Origin of the sequence: Dolichospermum sp. LEGE 00246 (genome assembly GCF_015207865.1) — a bacterium.
Taxonomy (GTDB): domain Bacteria; phylum Cyanobacteriota; class Cyanobacteriia; order Cyanobacteriales; family Nostocaceae; genus Dolichospermum; species Dolichospermum heterosporum.
The window spans coordinates 1-3,192 of record NZ_JADEWA010000551.1 but is presented as its reverse complement, the minus strand read 5'-3'; the positions used below and the strand labels follow the sequence as shown (position 1 = coordinate 3,192).

The window sequence follows — 3,192 nt, the reverse complement described above, 5'->3', positions numbered from 1 at the left end:
TTATAAAATTACCACAGCGATTATTTTGAAAATCTATTTGTAACAAGCTTTTAAAATATTAGCGGCTAATGCCGTTATAGATGTAAATTCATTCATTTCTTTTCAACATCAAAAAATAAAAACCATTAGTAAATAACTCATAATCACAATGAAAATTAATTACAATCATCGTCATTTTATCACTAAAAGTGATAATCAAATTACCGTTACCGAAGATAAGTTAAACATTTTCTACACAGATAATACAGTTTATCAATCCTGGCAACCTTTACAGACGATTAAACCTTACAATGCCCTGAAGCAAATGGTTATTGATATTGAAACTTCAGGGCTGATTCCTAGTAAAGATAGAATTTTCGCTATTGGTTGTATGAATGAATTGGGCGAATATTTTGTATTTATGGATGAAAATGAATCAAAATTACTCTGCCAATTTATTACCTATTTTCAGTCTATATCTCCTGATCTAGTTCTCACATACAACGGTACAGATTTTGATTTTCCATTTATCATTACTAGATGCCTAATCAATAACATATCTCATCCTTTTACTATTTCTCAGCATTCGAGAATTATCAAGACAGCACAGGTATTTGGTAAACCTATGAATATTTCCGAAATATTCATCAGCAACAGCCAACATATTGATGTTTATATTTGTGTCCTGAGATGGGATTTTGTCAATAAAGCATTATATCAACATTCCCTAAAAAGTGCAGTCATAGAAATGGGATTGCGAGAATCTGCTAGGTTGGTTTTAACTCCCCAAGAAATTCAACATTGTTGGGGTGAAGGTGCAGGTTCTCAAGAATGGGAAAAAATCAGAAAATACCTAATTTATGACTTGGAAGATACGAAATTAATTGCTGATAAATTAGTTCCTTCCTATTACTATGAATCGCTGATAGTACCAGGTATGAATTTACAACAACTTTCGCTCACTGGTAATGGTACTAAATGGCAGCGCGTTTTAGAAAGACAATATCCAGGTTACAAACCAACTGCTGATCCGAAGTTGAAATTTGAGGGAGGACTGGTAATTTCTGTACCAGGTTTACACAAACACATTGCCAAAATTGATGTTTCCAGTCTGTATCCCAGCATTATGCTTAAATATGGGATTTGCTCCCGCAAGGATACGCAACGAGTGGGGTTAAGTATTCTCGATTATCTCACCAGGGAACGACTCAGACTCAAGGAATTAGGAAAAGCTGGAGATTTAGCTGCTAAACAAGCTGAAGCTGCTCTCAAAGTGTTAATCAACTCGTTGTTTGGCTTTTATGGGACTTCTGGTGTTGGTTTTAACGATATGGAAGCTGCTGCACTGGTTACAGCTTATGGGAGACGGATTCTGCGATTCATGATTGATGTGATTGAAAAAGCGGGAGGTATCCAGGTTGAAAGTGATACTGATGGTGTGTTCTTCTCCCACTCTGAACCTCTGCTGATATTTGAAAAGCTGCAAAATGCTTTACCTATTGGTATCAAAATAGAGTTGGAAGTCCTTGCTCAAGCGATGTTTGTTCCCTCTAGAGGAGCTAAGAATTATATTCTCTGGCATGAAGATGGTAAAATTACTACTAAGGGTTCATGGCGGAAACGCGATCGTTCTCGTCTAGAAAAGGAGTTTCCTTTGAACTACTTGACACAATATCTTCTGTCAAAGGCTAAGGCAGAACAATATTACCAGGAATTAACAAAGGTTATTCGTTCTGGTGATTTTCCTGTGGAACAGTTACAGGTTACTCGGAAAATTAAGAAGGGTGAAAAGGCTCTTTTGGTTCTGGGTAATACTGGGGATGTTGTGACGTTTTATCAAGGAATTAGGGGATTAACTAATTCTGAAGCCTATTCCAGTGGGTATTATTTGGAGTTGATGGCTAAAAAACGAGATGAGTTACTTTCGGTTGTTGAGCCTCAAGGTGATGTGGGGAAGCAGTTGAGTCTGTTTTGAGTAAGAGATTATACTAATGATGAGAGCGATCGTCTATGGTAATGGAGTGGGCGATCGCCTTATATTTTTATTTTGCAGCCAACCAATTCTGCTGTCCTAATCGCTGCCAAGCTTTACGTATATGTTGTGGTTTAAAGATGGTGCGTTTGCGATCGCTCCAGGAATAAACTAACTCTATGGTCTGTTCACTATCTTGGACTGGGTTGGTTTCTTGAGTCCCTACCCAATGAACTGTAGCCAATAATTCCATGCCATAAGGGGTTTCAAAGCCATTTATGAGGTTGCTAACTCGTTCTAACCGTTCCTGTGCTGATGGGTCATTGGCTAAAAAGGACTGTGCAGCTTCTCTACCTGCGGGTAAAACGTAAATCTCCGCGCTTTCTGCCTTGGCTGTTCCATCCCCATAACCGCGAATGTAATGCCCTTCTATGTGTTTTAAAACATGATTTAGGTTATGGGCATAAGGTCCATATTTGTGTTTTACATACTCAAGGCGTAGGGGTTCACCTGCTACTTGTAAAAAATAGGCGAGTTTTTGAATTTCTAGTTTGGTTAATTCATAACCAGGAATACCGTACAATTCCAGTAAGCGAATAAACAAGGCACGGGCGCGAGTCATATTTGGCTTTTTGCTGGCTACGGGCATTGTTTCCACAGCAGGTGCGCCACTGGGTTCAAAAATAATGACTTGGACATCTGGAAGTGCAGCAAAAGCTGATTCTATTAAGGGTTTAACCTCACTCCAGTCTAAGCCACCGTTACCGCACCCCAATGGAGGTATAGCAATGGAAGTAATGTTTAATTGCTGTACTTGGGCGACTAATGCTACCAGTCCAGTTTTGATATCTTCTAATTTAGATTTGCCCTTCCAGTGGCGTTTGGTGGGGAAGTTAATAATGTACAGGGGGTTAAATAAGTTACCTGTAGCGACGGTAAACATCTGCCCCGGTTGCACCTGTCCAGCACGACAGGCTTTTTCGTATTGGCGGAAATTTTCTGGATAGGCTTGTTTAAATTGCAAAGCAATGCCTTTGCCCATGACACCGACACAATTCACTGTGTTTACTAGGGCTTGTGCTGGTTCTGTTAATAAGTTGCCTTGCTTAATTTCAATCATTGTTTTTAAGGGATTAAATAATTTTCATCGCTGTTTATACTGTTATATTCTCTGTGGTAGTTGCTGGTTGATAATCAATTATTATCAATTAGTGTTATCTATCACTGGATAAACTAGAAAC

The 3,192-nt window shown here is 38.7% G+C and carries 2 protein-coding genes; one reads left to right on the top strand and one right to left on the bottom strand.

The features are described from left to right. Positions 1–148: 148 nt before the first annotated feature. The gene (locus tag IQ228_RS23805) at positions 149–1,954 is read left to right on the top strand and encodes a DNA polymerase domain-containing protein (protein ID WP_193964677.1); all 1,806 of its coding nucleotides are present in this window, start codon (positions 149–151) and stop codon (positions 1,952–1,954) included. Positions 1,955–2,021: 67 nt separating this feature from the next. On the opposite strand, the gene IQ228_RS23800 is transcribed toward IQ228_RS23805, so the two are convergent. Further along, positions 2,022–3,071 carry a macro domain-containing protein gene (locus IQ228_RS23800; RefSeq protein ID WP_193964675.1) on the bottom strand — a complete coding sequence of 350 codons (1,050 nt, stop codon included), beginning with the start codon at positions 3,069–3,071 and terminating at the stop codon, positions 2,022–2,024. Positions 3,072–3,192: the final 121 nt, after the last annotated feature.

Coding starts and splice junctions, on each gene's coding strand:
- IQ228_RS23800 (WP_193964675.1), bottom strand. CDS start 3,071: ATGATTGAAATTAAGCAAGGCAACTTATTAACAGAACCAGCACAAGCC.
- IQ228_RS23805 (WP_193964677.1), top strand. CDS start 149: ATGAAAATTAATTACAATCATCGTCATTTTATCACTAAAAGTGATAAT.